This window comes from Thermovenabulum sp. (assembly GCF_049701175.1).
Taxonomy (GTDB): domain Bacteria; phylum Bacillota; class Thermosediminibacteria; order Thermosediminibacterales; family Thermosediminibacteraceae; genus Thermovenabulum.
Genome location: NZ_JBNATW010000014.1, coordinates 1 through 15,262, shown reverse-complemented (window position 1 = coordinate 15,262; position 15,262 = coordinate 1). Strand labels below are relative to the sequence as shown.

The following is a 15,262-nucleotide window of genomic DNA, read 5'->3' as shown; positions in this document are numbered from 1 at the left end:
ACAGTTATTGGCGGGCTTAAGATAAATTATTATATAAGCCCGCCAAAAAAATCTATTTTTACATAAAAATTCCCGCACCCGGACCGAGAGGAAGGTTTAGAGCCATCCAAACAAAAAGTTGCAGTATCCAGACGATCATAAAAATCAATGAATAGGGTATCATTAAAGAAATTAAAGTGCCCACACCAATGTTTTCATCATATTGCTGAGCAAAACCTAAAAGTATCGGGAAATAAGGGAACAATGGAGTAATCGGATTTGTAGAAGAATCACCAATTCTATAAATTACCTGTGTAAAAGCGGGAGAATATCCTAATAACATCATCATTGGCACAAAAATGGGAGCTAATATACTCCACTTTGCCGAACCGCTACCAATGAATAGATTAATAAAAGTTGATAGTATTATAAGCCCAATTGCTAAAGGGATCCCTGTAAAACCGATATTCTTTAAAAATTCTGCGCCTTTTACTGCCAGTATAACACCTATATTGCTCCAGTCAAAGAAAGCAACAAATTGACCAATAATAAAAACTAAAACTATGTAACCTGACATTTTCTTTACCGCTTCTGCCATCAATTTAGGAACATCTGCTGAATTTTTTATACTTCCAATTTTTTTACCATAAACAACTGAAATTGTAATAAAAAAGAACATAATTATCGGAATAATGCCAGATAGAAACGGTGAAGGAATTAATCCACCAGTCTTGGGGTTACGCAAAATTGCACCTTTTGGTACAACTAATAATGAAAGTATAATTAAATAAATAATTGCTGCAATTCCTGCACTTCTCAAAGCTTTATTTTCTTCAAGAGTTAATTCTTTATTTTCCAGATATTTTATTTTTCCTTTATATTCTCCCAAGCGTGGAGCAATAATCTTATCTGTAATCCATGCACCCACAAAAGTGAATAATATTGTTGAAGTGATCATAAAATACCAATTCATTGAAGGATTAACCTGAAATTTCGGGTCAAGTATTTTTACCGCTTCTTGGGTTATACCGGCAAGTAAAGCATCGGTTCCCACTATAATAAGATTTGCTGAAAATCCCGCACAAGTAGCTGCATAGCCTGCTACAAGGCCTACTAACGGATTTTTACCTAAGGATAAATATACGCTTGCTGCTAATGCCGGAATTATAATAACCGAAGCATCTGAAGCGATATTACCATTAATTCCGATGAACATTACTGCTAAACTAATAGCCCAAGCAGGTACTCCCAGCATAGTTTTTTTCATAAATGCTGACAATAGACCAACTTCTTCAGACAAACCTATTCCCATCGTCATTGCCAAAACCAAACCTAAAGGTGCAAAACCCGTAAAGTTTTTAATCATATTTTGCAAAATCCATCTAATACCTTCAGCATCCAATAGATTTTTTACTTTAATTGCCTCTTTTGTTGCTGGATTTGTAACCGTAACTCCAGTAAAAGATAAAATTGCTGAAATGATCATCAGAAATACCGTTAAATAAATAAACAGGATAAAAGTGTGAGGGATCTTATTTCCTACCCTCTCAACCCAGTCCAAAAATCTCTCAAACCGTCCTTTCTTTTTTGTTAAATTGGTTTTTACTTCTAACAAGATTATACCTCCTTTTTAGGACATATTGCGGTCATATGTCCTTATTTTAATCTAATATATATTCGTTAAATTCATTAAAATTCCTTCTTTTTCATATAAATTCCCCAAATAAATTTTTATTAAAAACAAAAACCCCCTGAAATAAGGGGGGGTAGTAAATCTTTATTGTTCTTTAAAGATTTATTTTATATACCCATAAAGGGCGACCTTTTACTCCACTTTTGTTTAAAAAACTATTAGTGCCTACAACTTTAGCATAGCCTTTTTTCTCCAATTTATTTAAAATTCTTCTTGCGCTTCTTTCAGATATATTTAATTCTAATGATAATTCTCGAGAAGAAATTTCGTTCTTATTTAAATTTTTTAAGGCCTGTTTTATTCTACTTAAATTTATAGCTGAAATACCTACTTTTTTAGCAATTTCTAATAAATCATTTGAAAACAGCTCTCTCTTTTTAGATTCCTCAGGAATTAGCGGTCCTATGATCTTTCCATATTCAGTAGTAATAAAACAATTCCCATTATTCAATTTTGAATAATTTAATGCAATATAAGCGTTATTTCTTGCGGTTTTCGCCGTTTTGCCAAAACCAACACCCATTGTAACTAAAAAGGGAAAATTTTCCTTAATATCTTTATACAGCGGGAATTTAGAATAATCATCGGTAATATTTTCTATGGTACCTCTTGTAGCGAAAATTGCATATTCACCCTCTCTTAATTTAACCATTGTCCCTTCTAATAGTTCAGAATAATCTATTATAATTTTTTCAAGTTCTAATAAGATTTTTTGCATTTTATAATTTAAATTATTATTTTCGTAAATTTCCCTTAGCACATCTTCTACTCTAACAACTATAATGGCAAATTGTGTCTCTTTAAATTTAGTGCTCTCTCCGTATAATAAACCTTTAATAAAGGTTTCTCTTATTATAGATTTGGTAGGAAAAATTCTATAGGTTCTTATACCTTTTTCCTTTAAAATATCATAAGGTTTTTGTAAACACGTAGCGACCGCTATTACTTTACCATCATTTATTAACTTCAGATGATAATCAATTATTTGTTCATAGGGCAAATATTTGTTGTATGCTAATGTATATATTTTTGTAATGGGAATATTTAATTCTTTATAAGCTTCTTTAATATCTTCTTCCGATATAGTATCAAAACTCACCTTATTAAAATCTACTTTATCTAAATGTATATTAAATAACGTTCTATATAAACAAGTTCCATTTCTTGGAATGTAAAGCATCGGAATTTCGATATTTTCACGTTCTTTTACCCAATAATAAGGCGCTTGACCGCTAAACAATAATACATCCAAAATATTTTCTTCGCAAAATTTTTTTACATCATACAATTCATCAAAAGTTTGGTAGGGCTTAAAATATATTGTTACATTATTATTGAAATCTTCTACAATACTTTTTATTATTTCAAGGGAATCTGTCGGACCAATTATACCCATTTTAATTTCTTTCATTTTTAAGCCTCCAAAAATTTTAATTGTAAAAATCATTAAAAGGAATTTTCTATATGTTTTATCATTCTTCATCAGTTATTTTTTTCCTTCTTTTAAAAAATTTTAATGTTATTTTTATGAATATTTATAATTTATGATTAAAAGAATTATAATATATCAATTTTCCATTACTGTCCTTATAAATTACATTTCCCTTTTCTATTTTAAAACTAATAGCCCCTTTTTCATCGGTCCTCAAAATGGTAATTTTTTTATTTTTTAACAACTCAAGCACCTCAGGTGAAGGATGTCCAAAATTATTATACTTTCCTACAGAAATAACTGCGTAATAAGGGCTTACTGCATCGATAAATTCTTCAGAGCTTGATGTTTTGCTGCCGTGGTGGCCAACTTTCAAAACATGGGCTTTCAAATCTTCTTTTTGCTGTAAAAGTAATTTCTCCCCTTCTTTTCCTAAATCCCCAGTAAATAGTATTTTTAACCCCTTATAATCCATTTTTATCACAAGAGAGGCATCGTTTTCATCTCCATAATTTTGGCCTTTAATGGGATTTAACACTTCAAACTTTAAATCTTTATACCCAAAATTGTCCCTGCCATTTAACTTTATTATTTTTACATTTTTTTCTTTTACAGCATCTAAGATCTCCCGATAAAGTACTGTAGCACTTTCTCTGCCGTAAATTAAGTACTTCACTTCGTAATTTTTTAAAATATATAAAAGCCCTCTTGCATGGTCATCATCGAAATGACTTATAATTACCGCTTCAATCTTTTTTATGCCTTTACTTTTTAAAAAGGGGTCAATAATATCCTTTCCCGTATCAAAATCACCCTTAATATACGGAGGAATTCCACCTCCGTCAATTATAAAAACCTTGTTATCTTGCGTTGTAATAACCGCGCAGTCCCCCTGTCCTACATCGAGGAAAGTCACTTCAAAAGGATTTTTGTTAAGATATATTATGAATATTAAACATAAGCAAAAAGCAACAATAGGTATTTTTAGCTTTTTATAATAACTTTCATAAGAAAAATTAAGCTTTTTCATAGCTTTCTCGGGTAAATTAAACAAAATAGCCACAATTATATAGTAAAGTATAAAGGGGAAAATGCCCCTCTCCGGGATATATAAAATCGAAAAGGGCATATTTATGGCAAATCTATTAATTATTAATGCCAGATTTAGAAACAGTTTACACATTTGTAATAAAATAGAAGTTAAAAAAGGTAAAATACCAATCCCTGCAATCAATCCTAAAACAAGACACAAGCTAATGATAGGAACAACTATTATATTTGTTAATACGCCAATAAGGGATATAAAATGAAAATAATAGGACAAAAAAGGTAGTAAGATAATTTGCGCAGCAATAGTAGAAGAAATGGTTGTATTTAAAAATTTAGGAAGAAAACCGAAAGTTTTAGTTAAAGAACCATAAAATAATACCAAACCCAGAGTTGCTAAAAACGAAAATTGAAAACTGATTGAAAAAAGTATTAGGGGATTTAAAATAAGCAGAATAAAGGCAGAAAAGGAAAGACTATTTAAAGGGTCAGATTTTCTACCTATTAATTCTCCAAAAACTACAACAAAAAGCATTATAAAAGCCCTAATGACAGGAGGTGAAAAATTGGAAATTATTGTATATAAAAATACAATAAATAAAGAAATAATTTTACGCTCAATATTTAATAAATCTAAAAAATAATAAAATGAAACATAGATAATACCAACATTCATTCCAGATGCTGCAAGAACATGCATTATACCCCCTCTGCTGAACTCCTCTAATATAGCTGAGGGGAGGTTTTCTTTTACACCGAAAATTATACTTATAAGAAGGGATGAAAAATTTAAATCCAAATATTTTTCAAAATTGTTTTCATAATGCTTTTTTATTATAAAAGCAACCTTATAAAAACTTGTTTTTAAAAAACCTCCATTATATTCCCCAATTTTATCTATTTCCCGGGAAAAAACCGCAGCCGTTATCCCTTTTTGAAGCATCAAAGCTTTAAAATCCAAATTTCCTGGATTGGTTTTTCCCTTGGAAAGTTTTATTTTACCTTTAAACCTTAATACATCGCCGTATTCAAAAATTTTTTCGCTTTCATAAGTTGTTAGTTTCACGGTGGATTTTAATTTTTTAAAAGTATCATCATCTTTTATGTAAAAGGTATTTATCTCGTAAATAACCTTTTCATTTTCTAATTGTGGGAAATCTTTTACATATCCTATTATTTCTACTTCCTTCCCATCGTATATGGTAAAATCCTTTTGCAGTCTTAAGCAGTAAAAATGAAAATACAGTATTGCAAAAATGTAAATAAATAAAAACAATAATATTTTTTTGTTTTTTATTGTTTGATCCTTAAAATAGAACAATATAAATAAAAGTAGAAAAGAAAAAATTCCAGCAAAGTAATAAAAAAATCTCCTGGCGTTTGGGAGATAATAAGCCGTTATAAATCCCATTATTATTAAAATTGTAATGTTTAAAAAAGTTCGGTGCAAATTCCTCAATCCTTTAATTTTATTTTTTTATTCTCCGCAATCTACATATCTTATGGTCCTGTACCAACGGAAGTTACTACCCATAATCCGACAGCATTTTTTCGCAGGTAAAAGAAACATAATTTTTCGCCTGTTTCACGATCATTATAGCCTTCCACGATATACTGCCAGCCACAATCCAAAAAATACCCCGGAATAATTATTGCTTTTACTGCTGCAAAAGGATTCCCATGAAAAGCTATATAAAATCGAATAGCTCCACCGGGAGTAAGGTGAAAAACAATTATCATACTTAAAATTAATATAAAAATAACAGCAATATATTTTGGTTTTAAAGCCATGTTGTTAACTCCCTATTATTATAGAATAATCCGGCTATAAAACGACAACTAAATAAATTTTACCAGATAACGGTATTTTTATATCATTTTAAATAAATTATATTAAATTATCAATCCCTTTTACTTAATATGTATCATCCGTCTGTGATATTATCAGGGTGAAATCCATCTGAGAAAATGTCGGTATGAGCAGGGAGATGATTGTTTTGTCACAGATCGCCATACTCTGTTCTTTTCCTCTAAATTTGCAGAAAAGTGCCCTTCTATCCAGGAAGAGTTTTTAGGGCAACTTCGGTTTTTAACCCAAATTGGCCGGATATTGAATGAGCTCGGTATCCAGCATATACCCGCTTTCCGCCCATCCCCTCTCATCTTATACGGATCATCCACGCCTAAACCATGGAAACTTATCCAGCGTAATTATACCACTTCTACCCTGACAAATTCACAGACGAGTTTTACCTGATATTTTCATTGACGCTTGACATATTCAACTGAATGGTGCAAAATTTCGGAATCAGTGGTAATATTATATTGTAAAATACGGAAAGTAGCTACATACCGGATGATAAGGGAACCAAAAATTCAGATATTTGAATTAATCATGTCTTTATCCAAAGCTATGGATTTGGTCAGTCCAGTGGTGGTCAATCATCATATGCAGGTGGCCTACATAGCTTTCAGCATAGGGAGAGAGTTAAACCTGCCGGTGGCACAGCTTAACGAACAGGTGATGGCGGGGGCGTTGCATGATATTGGTGCTTTCTCCCTTAAAGAAAGAATAGCCACTCTGCAGTTTGAACTTGAAAACCCTCACCAGCACGCGGAAGCAGGCTATCTGCTTCTCAAAAACTACAAACCTCTTTCCCATGTGGCTGACATCGTGCGATTTCACCATGTTCCGTGGAATGAGGGAAGCGGATCCGAGTTTAATGGGAAAAAAGTGCCGATGGGCAGCCACATTTTACATCTGGCAGACCGGGTAGCTGTGCTTATAGGCAAACATCAGGAAGTACTGGGGAAAGCCGGGAGAATTTGTGAGATGGTCGAGGAACAGTCGGGGAAAATGTTTATGCCGGAACTGGTGGACGCCTTCAGGAGTTTGGCTGCTAAAGAGAGTTTCTGGCTCGACGCTGCTTCTCCATCGATAAGCTCAGTTCTGCCTCTGAGGTTGGCATTGCCGACCGTCGAGCTGGATATGGAGGAACTGCTCAATCTAGCCAGGCTGTTTTCTCACATCATTGACTTTAGAAGCCGCTTTACCGCCACCCACTCCAGTGGTGTTGCAGCCAGTGCGGAATTGTTAGCCAGATTTATGGGGTTTTCTGAAAGAGAGTGCCGGATGATGAGGATCGCGGGTTACCTTCACGATTTGGGGAAACTGGCTGTGCCGGCGGAGATTTTGGAGAAGCCGTCGGAGTTAACAGAGACGGAGTTTAATGTAATTCGCAGTCATACCTTCTACACTTACTGCATCCTCGAGCCCATCACCGATCTCTATGAAATAAACACCTGGGCCTCCTTTCACCACGAACGCCTGGATGGCACCGGTTATCCCTTTCACCACAAAGTTCAGGATCTGCCTCTAGGGTCCCGGATCATGGCGGTGGCGGATGTGTTCATTGCTCTAACAGAAGACCGCCCTTATAGGAAGGGAATGCCTGAAGAGAAAGCACTGCAGGTTCTCCAGCAGATGGCTGACGATTCAGCCTTAGATTCAAATATTGTATCCCTGCTGAGACTTCACTTTGATGAGATTAATTCCTGCCGTATAGAGGCCCAGGCAGGTTCGGCTGAAGAATATAAGAAATTTCTGCAGCCGGTGGATTAATATTGATAAAGAAAGTTAGCACCGTTCTGGGCACCATGCAGGGCCGAAATTTTGGGTACCGCCGCTTTTCAGTGCTTATGCCCTAGCGAAAGTGCCCTTTTGCAGCAAAATAGGATATATTTTACTCCATGATAAAAGCCCCCGTGATAGCCTCTATAATTTTTTGTCATCCTTTAAAGCCATTGTTATATACTTTATGTATATGTATTCCCATGCCTCCTCCCATAATTTTTCTACTCTTTCTCCATCATATACCCCTGAAAAATACTTGGGATTTATCAATTCATTCCTATCTTTTACCGAGTGCTTCTTTCCTTCATGAACGTATACTAATTTTATTATCCCTGATCTCTCGTTTTGATAATGAATGTGATCTTCATCAGCTTCTATATAAAGCGCCTTTATTCTTTTCTTTTCAACAGCTTTTCCATAGGTTTTATTGTATTCATTACCGTCTAGCAGCTTATATGACATTCAGCCCCGTCTCTCTTAATTTCCTGAGTACTTCTTTCAATATGTCATCCCTGTTGAGCTTTTTAACTCATCATCCCGTTCCCTGGCAAAATTCAATAGACGTGCCATAGCAGGTTCCTTCTGATATCCAGGCCACTAATCATCGAAGGGCGCACCAGCATCAATACCGTGCTTTGCTGCTCCTCTAATTCTCTACGGGTAATCTTATACCTTAGTAACCAATCGATCAATATTCTGTCCCGAAGAACAAACAAGGCATATATCATTTCTACTATCAATAACCTGCACAAGATTATCCTCTAATTCTTTTTCTGTAGCAATCTTTTCCTTCGAGCGTCCAAACATTGCGCCCTCCAGCAGCATAACATCTACTGGTTTACCTGAGAGTGCTTTAATAATGGCCTGCAAGGCACTGGTTTTTCGTCCATGCTCACGAAAGTCTCCAGAATAAAACACACTTTTACCTTCTGCCTCTATCAGGAATGCTTAAACATCAAATGCAGAATGGTCCACCAGAAAGGGAGTTACTCTGAACTCACAGATGTACACTGGGACTCCGTCAACAAAAGTGCTTGGCTTACCACCAACTCCCCCAAAAGGACAAAACATCATAGTAAGTTCAGTGTAGTTTGCTGCTGTCAAAGCTGGAACCATATTTTTCCACCAGAGGTAGGCCTAAATCTATAAGAACCGCCTATCTCATGGATGCCACGATAGATCCTGGCCCTCATAGCAATACCTCCTCTACTGTGAATGTCGAGCCTGACTCTTCCATTAAGAAGAATGTGATATCCAAGGAGTCCACCAATTGCTTCAGCATGGGACGTTTCCCGTCTTTCATTTCTTTAATTTCCTCATGCTGCGACTGTTCCTTAAAGATAAGCACTGCTTTACGAATACAATCGGTGCTAAGGTTACCAAGCATATCCTTATGGGACTCAATAAATCCTTCTTTATCAAGCAACTGATAATAGGTTGCAACCTCCAGCATACAACGTAACAGTGTATCCTTATTGTCTTTTCTTTTTAATTCTACCAGCCATACTGTATTTGTGTCCTGGTTAAATGACACCAGATCAATCTTTCCCACCTTATCATCCTTAGTGCTTTTCAGGGACACCTGATAATCAAAGACCTCCTCCCTTGATCTGCACTGTAGATGCCAGAAGATAAAGGCTGGCGTAAGAGAGTTTTTGACCCTTAGTATGCTGTGTGCGTATTAAAATTGTGACCTCCTCCTTACTTACTTCTTCAGGGACATAGGAGGAGGTCAGAGCAAAGTAAAAGGCAGAAAAGAAACCTAATTCTTACTGGCTAACATTTACCCATCTATTACCAGTTAGCTCCGATAATTCTTTCACAGTCATAGCTACGGCGGCGTTAATGTCGCCAGCGGCAGGATACACTATTTCATAATTTTTCAAAGACTCGTCCAGATATACATCAATATGGTTTTTAAGGCCAAACGGGCACACGCCTCCCACCGGATGTCCGGTTACTTCCTCCACTTCTTTTGGGTCAGACATCCTGGCTTTGCAAGAAAAGGTCTCCTTGAATTTTCGGTTGTCTATTTTTCTGTCACCGGCCATTACGATCATTATGTAACCTTCCTTTGTTCTAAAAAGCAATGATTTGGCTATCTCTCCCGGGGTAACTCCCAGCGAGCGGGCTGCCTTATCAACCGTACTTGTATCCTCTAACAACATTATATTTGCTTGTATATTTTTACGCTTAAAGTATTCCCTCACGGATTCAACAGACATAGATTCTCACCTTGATTCGTTTTTGATTTATTAATTATACCAAAAGTTCTGTGAAAACACTATTTTTGCACGGCGTTCGGTTAAGCTTAGTGCGCCTACTGGAAAACAGCACTGAACTTTCATAAGTTTACTGTTTTCCCCTTCTCAGGCCACAGTCCTTTGCAAAGTCCGTCGTAACAGGAAAAGCAAAGTATGTAGCTTTCGGGGTGTTTTTTTACGTTGTCCGCCGAAACCGTTTTTGAAGGACTGAATCGGTTGAGGAGGGCGTCTGCTGTTACTGAGCGAGCATTAACAAGCTCTCTTTTTAATTTGTACAAATAGTTACCAGTTATGTAGTGATCATTTTCACCCGCTAATAACAAGACGTCCTGTCTGATTAATTGATTTTCATATGGGACTTTGAAGTGCTCTAAGGCATTTTTACCTGTAGCCTCAAAGAAGTTTTTCTTAAACGCTTTGTAACAGGTGTTTTTCTCTTCTTTTTCCTCTGTTAAGAAGAATTCTGCCATTCTATAATAATATGCAGCATGGAGATATCGTCCTTCATTTTCTGCTTTCTTAGCTAATGCAACTCGTAATTTTTGCACCCATTTGTATTTTTGTGATATGATATACTTGCAAATGTTTGATTATTAGATAATTGTTTGGGAGTGTATTGATGTGGCCCTGACACAAAGGGAAAAAGAGATATTGAAATTTATAAAGAAAAACCCCATGATTTCCCAAGAAGAATTGGCTCAATTGATGGGTATTAGCAGGTCGGCTGTTGCAGGGCACATAGCAAATCTCATGAAAAAGGGTTTTATATTGGGAAGAGGCTATGTTGTAAGGGACTTTAAAGGTATTACTGTAATTGGAGGAGCAAATATAGATATAAAAGGGAAACCCTATTGTGAACTTAAAAAACACACTTCAAATCCTGGTTACATAAACATAGCACCCGGTGGTGTAGGAAGAAACATTGCTCACAACCTTGCACAGCTTGGTTTACCTGTTACGCTTTTAAGCGTTGTGGGAAATGATGATGAAGGAAAAAGGCTCATTGAGGAGACAAGGCAAGCGGGTGTAAATGTAGAACAGGTTGTAGTTTCAAATACAAGACGCACAGGAATATATCTTGCTATTCTTAATGCAATTGGCGACATGGATGTCGCACTTTCAGGAATGGACATTTTAGAAGAATTAAACATAAAATATCTGGAGTCCAAGACAGAAGTTATAAAAAATAGTGAGATTGTGGTTTTTGATACAAATATTCCTGAGGAGAGTATCAAATATATTGTAGAGCTTTGTTACAATCACAATATTCCTGTAGTTGCAGAACCTGTTTCAATAGACAAAGCAAAAAAATTAATAGGTGTACTTGACAAAATTGATTATATAACACCCAACAAAGAAGAACTTGAATCAATATCTAGAATTAAAATAGCAAATGACGAGGATATGAAAAAAGCGGTCAAGTATTTAAGACAAAAAGGTGTCCAAAATGTCATAGTAACTTTAGGAGAGAGAGGTGTGTATATAGTATCTCAACAGTTTGAAGAATTCATCAAACCATATAAAGCTGAAATTGTTGATGCCACAGGTGCAGGAGATGCTTTAACGGCCGGGCTTGTTTATGGTATTTTTAATGACTATCCTCTGGACGTATCGGTAAAATTTGGTCTTGCTGCAGCATCCCTTACGATATCATCCCCCTATACAGTAAATCCATTTTTAAATGAAAATCAATTAAAAAATATAGTAAAGGAGATTGAAAAATGAATAAGTTCATTGATTTGTCACAAGAAGTAAAAAAGGCAATGGAGGAAGGAAAACCAGTTGTTGCACTTGAATCCACTATCATATCCCACGGAATGCCTTATCCTGAAAATATTGAAACAGCTGAAACTCTTGAAAATATCGTAAGAGAACATGGGGCTATACCTGCGACAATTGCAATTATAAACGGAAGAATAAAAATAGGTTTAAACAAAAAAGAGCTTGAATTTATGGCGACCTCAAAAGAAATATTGAAAGCCAGCAGGAGAGATTTACCTGTAGTTTTGGCCAAAGGGCTTAGTGCAGCGACTACAGTTTCCGCAACAATGATTTGTGCAAATCTTGTGGATATAAAGGTCTTTGTTACAGGAGGAATAGGAGGTGTCCACAGAAGAGCAGAACATACTTTTGATATATCAGCTGATTTGCAGGAACTTGCAAAGACGAATGTGGCGGTTGTATGTGCAGGTGCAAAGGCAATACTTGACCTTCCACGTACTCTTGAGTATCTTGAAACCCACGGAGTGCCTGTGATAGGGTTTAAAACGTCAGAATTTCCAGCCTTTTATACAAGAGAAAGTGGATTGAAAGTTGATTACAAAGTTGAAAACGAAATAGAGGCTGCAAAAATTATAAAGACTAAATGGGATTTAGGACTACGTGGCGGACTTTTGATTGCAAATCCTATTCCAAAAGAATATGCTTTGAATAAGGCTTATATAGATAAAGCAATAGAAGACGCTCTTTATGAGGCAGAAAAGCGAAATATAAGAGGTAAAGAGATAACACCGTTTTTGTTAGATAAAATAAAAGATTTGACACAAGGTAAAAGTCTAAAAGCCAATATTGAGCTTGCTAAAAACAATGCCCATGTAGGCGCAAAAATTGCTATTGAATTAAATAAATTGTATAAAGAGGCGTGATGCGCCTCTCGAGCTGGCCCCCTAATTCAGGATACTCGATGAGTAATTTCTTAAACTCGCCCCGCTCGGCCGCCTTCAGCACCCGCTACAAGCCTCTTCGCCTGTGGTTAAGTCCTGCTTCATCGTCTGACCAGTCCGTCTACCTTTTGCTGGGGGGCCCCACATCTTCCCGGTTCGGGCCTCTGACTGACGGGCTGCTTCCCGACGTTTCCCGTCCCTTGAGCTTTCACCCTCAGGCCCATATCGGAAGGGGGAGTGGAGTTACCCTACCTGCCTGCCACTCACCTTGTCTCCCTCATAACCGTTGCCATAGTTCCGGGCCATCATACATAATACGTCCCAATCCTACTGCTTGAAAACAGTGACATAGATGTGCTACCACGCCCCCACCTGGCGTATTGTTATTCGAAATTGGCTCTAAGTTTGATGACAAATTCAGCTCCTTCACCTTTTTTACTGTAAGCTTCAATCTCTCCATGGTGCATGAGAATTATCTCTTTTGCTATGGATAAACCAAGACCTCCTACTCCTTTTTTTGTATTGGTGCTAAAAAATCTATTAAATATATAAGGCAAATCTGCCTCATCAATTCCTTCACCGTCATCTTTGATTGATATTTTCACAAGATCGCCTTCCTTATTGGCTCTTATATAAATATTTCCTGATTCATTTGTATGGTGAATTGCATTTATTATAATATTGCTGAAAGCTCTTTTTAAAAGCTCCCTATCACCTTTTAAACTAACATTTTCAGTAAATGACCAAAACTTTCTATTTTCTTTAATTATATTTACTTCATTGATAATCTCATCAAAAAGTTCCTTTAAATCTATTGTTTGAATCTTTAATTGAATAACACCGGATTGTAATTTTGATAGTTCAAGTATTTCATTTATAAGTTTGTTTAAGTGTTCAGATTCTTCCATAATTGAATAGGAGTATTCCTTTACACCTTCTTCATCTAAAATCCCATCGTAAATGGCCTCAGCATAGCTTTTTATGATGCTAAGAGGAGTTCGTAATTCATGGGTTATATTAGCTATAAAATCCCTTTTAAGCTTTTCTGTTGTTAAAAGATTTTGAGCCATATGATTGATTGTTTTTGCAAGCTCACCAATTTCATCTTTATTTTTAACATCAATTTTAATATCATAATTCCCCTTTGATATAGCCTTTGCAGCTTCATTGATTTTAAGAATAGGTTCTGTGAATGTACTGCTCAGCACATATGCACCAATAACCGAAACAAAAAGGGCTGCAAGAAAAAGTATAAATATCTGATTTTTGATATTTTTAACATCATTTTGGATGTCGCGCAAAGGAAGATGAATAAATATTGCCGCTATAATTTTATTATTGTCAATTATAGGCATTCCGAATGTAATAAGTGTACTTCCTTGAAATGTTTTTTGGTCTGTTTGATATATAATTTTGCCTGACAAAACATCTAAAATTATTTGTCTTTCAATGTTCCTTGTTCTTCCAAACATGAATCTACCGTAAGATTCTATCAAACCGCCATTTGAATCATATATTGATACCCTGCCATTGATAATATTAGCTATATTATTTGCTTCACTTGAATAATCAACGTTATTTTTAAATCTCTCAGAAATGTCTTTTGCATACTGAATCATTTTATTTTTTAGATTGGTTTTAAAACCACTTGTTATGATATTACTTTGCAGAAAAAAATTTAATCCTAACATACAGAAGAGCAAAATCAGGGTGTAAATCAATAGTTTAAAACTTATCTTTTTCATTTTTTCACCTCAAACTTATATCCATAACCTCTTACTGTTTTAATGTAATCTCTGACCTCTCCAAGCTTCTCTCTGAGGTTTTTAATATGTGTATCCACGGTTCTAAAATCACCATAATATTCATAACCCCATACTCCATTGAGAATCTGTTCTCTTGAAAGGGCAATGTTTTGTCTTTCATATAGGTACAATAAAAGCTCATATTCTTTTTGAGTTAGATTCACTCTTTGACCTTTTACATATACCTCCCGTGCTGCTTTATCAATAAATAAAGTATCGTCATGTTTGTCTTTTCTTGTTCTTTTAATTATTGCCTTTACTCGTGCAACTATCTCTTTAGGGCTAACCGGTTTGACAACATAATCATCGGCACCTAATTCAAAACCAAATATCTTATCGTCATCCTCACCACGTGCTGTTAGCATAATAACAGGTGTATCATTTTTTTTTCTTATTTCTCTCAATACACTCCAACCGTCTTTTTGAGGCAACATTACATCTAAAATGACTACTGAGTAAATTAAAGGCTGAAATTTTTCAATTGCTTCATTTCCATCAGTTGCCTCTTCTACGTCAAATCCTTCTTTTTCAAGGTATAACTTTATTACCCTTCTAATTTTTTCTTCATCTTCCACCAGTAATATTTTCAAATAGATTTCACCCCTTGAGACTCTTACGTTTGAGTTAAAAAGAATGTACTAAATTAATTTTAGCAAAAATTCAATAAGAAATCTTCATTTTATATAATGGATGATCGCGTCAAGTATTTTTAGGTTTTTTTAAAACTCACCATCTCACCACAAGA

At 35.4% G+C, this 15,262-nt stretch carries 14 protein-coding genes and 1 pseudogene; 3 read left to right on the top strand and 12 right to left on the bottom strand.

Going from position 1 to position 15,262, the window contains the following annotated elements:
* Positions 1-58: 58 nt before the first annotated feature.
* The 4 genes from ACPLVF_RS06300 to ACPLVF_RS06285 form a co-directional block, all read right to left on the bottom strand.
* Positions 59-1,594: an AbgT family transporter gene (locus ACPLVF_RS06300; RefSeq protein WP_424906983.1), complete on the bottom strand. Its 1,536-nt coding sequence runs from the start codon at positions 1,592-1,594 to the stop codon at positions 59-61.
* Between the two features lie 172 nt (positions 1,595-1,766).
* Positions 1,767-3,083 carry an HTH domain-containing protein gene (locus tag ACPLVF_RS06295; protein ID WP_424906982.1) on the bottom strand — a complete coding sequence of 439 codons (1,317 nt, stop codon included), beginning with the start codon at positions 3,081-3,083 and terminating at the stop codon, positions 1,767-1,769.
* Between the two features lie 124 nt (positions 3,084-3,207).
* Positions 3,208-5,562, bottom strand: coding sequence for a DNA internalization-related competence protein ComEC/Rec2 (locus ACPLVF_RS06290; RefSeq protein WP_424907015.1), 2,355 nt, complete (start codon positions 5,560-5,562; stop codon positions 3,208-3,210).
* Between the two features lie 89 nt (positions 5,563-5,651).
* A complete protein-coding gene (locus ACPLVF_RS06285) occupies positions 5,652-5,942 on the bottom strand; it encodes a hypothetical protein (protein ID WP_424906981.1) in 291 nt (96 codons plus the stop codon).
* A 565-nt stretch (positions 5,943-6,507) separates the two neighbouring features.
* On the opposite strand from ACPLVF_RS06285, the gene ACPLVF_RS06280 reads away from it, so the two are divergent.
* On the top strand, positions 6,508-7,773 hold the full coding sequence (locus ACPLVF_RS06280) for an HD-GYP domain-containing protein (protein WP_424906980.1): 1,266 nt from the start codon (positions 6,508-6,510) through the stop codon (positions 7,771-7,773).
* Between the two features lie 189 nt (positions 7,774-7,962).
* Here ACPLVF_RS06280 and ACPLVF_RS06275 read toward each other — a convergent pair.
* From ACPLVF_RS06275 to ACPLVF_RS06250, 6 genes and pseudogenes are all read right to left on the bottom strand, one after another.
* Positions 7,963-8,285 (bottom strand): annotated as a pseudogene (locus tag ACPLVF_RS06275) (UPF0236 family transposase-like protein); the annotation flags it as partial.
* A gap of 166 nt (positions 8,286-8,451) precedes the next feature.
* Positions 8,452-8,655, bottom strand: coding sequence for a hypothetical protein (locus tag ACPLVF_RS06270; protein WP_424906979.1), 204 nt, complete (start codon positions 8,653-8,655; stop codon positions 8,452-8,454).
* A 78-nt stretch (positions 8,656-8,733) separates the two neighbouring features.
* Complete coding sequence (locus ACPLVF_RS06265) at positions 8,734-8,901, bottom strand: hypothetical protein (protein WP_424906978.1); 168 nt, start codon at positions 8,899-8,901, stop codon at positions 8,734-8,736.
* Between the two features lie 73 nt (positions 8,902-8,974).
* A complete protein-coding gene (locus tag ACPLVF_RS06260; protein ID WP_424906977.1) occupies positions 8,975-9,367 on the bottom strand; it encodes a hypothetical protein in 393 nt (130 codons plus the stop codon).
* 187 nt (positions 9,368-9,554) lie between these two features.
* Positions 9,555-10,010 (bottom strand): YbaK/EbsC family protein, encoded by a 456-nt coding sequence (locus ACPLVF_RS06255; protein ID WP_424906976.1) that lies wholly within the window; start codon positions 10,008-10,010, stop codon positions 9,555-9,557.
* Between the two features lie 119 nt (positions 10,011-10,129).
* Positions 10,130-10,597 carry a hypothetical protein gene (locus ACPLVF_RS06250; RefSeq protein WP_424906975.1) on the bottom strand — a complete coding sequence of 156 codons (468 nt, stop codon included), beginning with the start codon at positions 10,595-10,597 and terminating at the stop codon, positions 10,130-10,132.
* Positions 10,598-10,670: 73 nt separating this feature from the next.
* Between ACPLVF_RS06250 and ACPLVF_RS06245 the strand changes: the two genes are divergently transcribed.
* Positions 10,671-11,774 (top strand): carbohydrate kinase, encoded by a 1,104-nt coding sequence (locus ACPLVF_RS06245; RefSeq protein WP_424906974.1) that lies wholly within the window; start codon positions 10,671-10,673, stop codon positions 11,772-11,774.
* Positions 11,771-12,694: a pseudouridine-5'-phosphate glycosidase gene (locus ACPLVF_RS06240; RefSeq protein ID WP_424906973.1), complete on the top strand. Its 924-nt coding sequence runs from the start codon at positions 11,771-11,773 to the stop codon at positions 12,692-12,694. Before ACPLVF_RS06245 ends, ACPLVF_RS06240 begins: the two co-directional genes overlap by 4 nt.
* A 401-nt stretch (positions 12,695-13,095) precedes the next feature.
* Here the strand turns inward: ACPLVF_RS06240 and ACPLVF_RS06235 are convergent, their stop codons facing one another.
* Both ACPLVF_RS06235 and ACPLVF_RS06230 read right to left on the bottom strand, forming a co-directional pair.
* Positions 13,096-14,457 (bottom strand): sensor histidine kinase, encoded by a 1,362-nt coding sequence (locus tag ACPLVF_RS06235; RefSeq protein WP_424906972.1) that lies wholly within the window; start codon positions 14,455-14,457, stop codon positions 13,096-13,098.
* Positions 14,454-15,107: a response regulator transcription factor gene (locus ACPLVF_RS06230; protein ID WP_424906971.1), complete on the bottom strand. Its 654-nt coding sequence runs from the start codon at positions 15,105-15,107 to the stop codon at positions 14,454-14,456. Before ACPLVF_RS06230 ends, ACPLVF_RS06235 begins: the two co-directional genes overlap by 4 nt.
* Positions 15,108-15,262 lie beyond the last annotated feature (155 nt).

What these genes read in the sequence shown, in the direction of transcription:
- ACPLVF_RS06295 (WP_424906982.1), bottom strand. Translation starts at nt 3,083, where the DNA reads ATGAAAGAAATTAAAATGGGTATAATTGGTCCGACAGATTCCCTTGAA.
- ACPLVF_RS06280 (WP_424906980.1), top strand. Translation starts at nt 6,508, where the DNA reads ATGATAAGGGAACCAAAAATTCAGATATTTGAATTAATCATGTCTTTA.
- ACPLVF_RS06235 (WP_424906972.1), bottom strand. Translation starts at nt 14,457, where the DNA reads ATGAAAAAGATAAGTTTTAAACTATTGATTTACACCCTGATTTTGCTC.
- ACPLVF_RS06285 (WP_424906981.1), bottom strand. Translation starts at nt 5,942, where the DNA reads ATGGCTTTAAAACCAAAATATATTGCTGTTATTTTTATATTAATTTTA.
- ACPLVF_RS06290 (WP_424907015.1), bottom strand. Translation starts at nt 5,562, where the DNA reads ATGGGATTTATAACGGCTTATTATCTCCCAAACGCCAGGAGATTTTTT.
- ACPLVF_RS06240 (WP_424906973.1), top strand. Translation starts at nt 11,771, where the DNA reads ATGAATAAGTTCATTGATTTGTCACAAGAAGTAAAAAAGGCAATGGAG.
- ACPLVF_RS06265 (WP_424906978.1), bottom strand. Translation starts at nt 8,901, where the DNA reads ATGGTTCCAGCTTTGACAGCAGCAAACTACACTGAACTTACTATGATG.
- ACPLVF_RS06255 (WP_424906976.1), bottom strand. Translation starts at nt 10,010, where the DNA reads ATGTCTGTTGAATCCGTGAGGGAATACTTTAAGCGTAAAAATATACAA.